General features: G+C 71.7%; 1 rRNA gene and 1 pseudogene. Both read right to left on the minus strand.

The annotated features are described in order from the left end of the window. Positions 1 to 699: pseudogene (locus ACZ5WK_RS28485) on the minus strand (tetratricopeptide repeat protein); the annotation flags it as partial. 506 nt (positions 700 to 1,205) lie between these two features. Next, positions 1,206 to 1,291 (minus strand): 5S ribosomal RNA (rrf, locus tag ACZ5WK_RS28490); the annotation flags it as partial.

Raw genomic sequence — 1,291 nt, forward strand, 5'->3', positions numbered from 1 at the left:
GTCGTCGCGGTCGCGGTTGAAACCGCCGCCGGAGGGGCGGTCGTCACGGCGGAAGCCACCGCCGGAGGGGCGGTCGTCACGGCGCGGACGGTCATCACGATCACGGTTGAAGCCACCGGGACGGTCGTCCCGACGGAAACCACCGCCACCGGAGGGGCGGTCGTCACGACGGAAGCCGCCGCGGTCGTCGCGGTCGCGGTTGAAACCGCCGCCGGAGGGGCGGTCGTCACGGCGGAAGCCACCGCCGGAGGGGCGGTCGTCACGGCGCGGACGGTCATCGCGGTCGCGGTTGTAACCGCCACCGGAGGGACGGTCATCGCGACGGAAGCCACCGCGGTCGTCGCGGTCGCGGTTGAAACCGCCGCCGGAGGGGCGGTCGTCACGGCGGAAGCCACCGCCGGAGGGGCGGTCGTCACGACGCGGGCGGTCATCACGATCACGGTTGAAGCCACCGGGACGGTCGTCCCGACGGAAACCACCGCCGCCGGAGGGGCGGTCGTCACGACGGAAGCCGCCGCGGTCGTCGCGGTCGCGGTTGAAACCGCCACCGGAGGGACGGTCGTCACGACGGAAGCCACCGCCGGAGGGGCGGTCGTCACGACGGAAGCCGCCGCGGTCGTCGCGGTCGCGGTTGAAACCGCCACCCGACGGACGGTCATCGCGACGGAAGCCACCGCCGGAGGGGCGGTCGTCACGGCGCGGACGGTCATCGCGGTCACGGTTGAAACCGCCACCCGACGGACGGTCATCGCGACGGAAGCCACCACCGGAGGGGCGGTCGTCACGACGGAAGCCACCGCGGTCGTCGCGGTCGCGGTTGAAACCGCCACCGGAGGGGCGGTCGTCACGACGCGGACGGTCGTCCCGGTCGTCGCGGCGCGGACCACGGTCGTTGGACCAGCCCCCGCGAGACCGGGGCTCGTAGCCGCGGCCGTCGTCCGATCGACGCTCGGGACGGTCCTGGGGCTGGTTCGACATTGTGGCGACTCCTTCTGCTGCTCAGCTCCACCGCGGCCTGGGCGACACACCACTGCCCTCACGCGGTTCGATGCCGGCCTCCTGGCCGCGCACCTACTCCATTGTCCGACATCCCGGGACGCCCCGCGCCTGGGCGGAAGTCCCGATCTGTCGGGGTTGTACACGTTCGCAAAACACAAAAAGGCCGCGGCCCCAGCGAATCGCTGGGGCCGCGGCCTTGAATGATTGTTCGGCGGCGTCCTACTCTCCCACAGGGTCCCCCCTGCAGTACCATCGGCGCTGTGAGGCTTAGCTTCCGGGTTCGGAATGTAAC

Source organism: Kitasatospora sp. NPDC032757 (assembly GCF_055579305.1).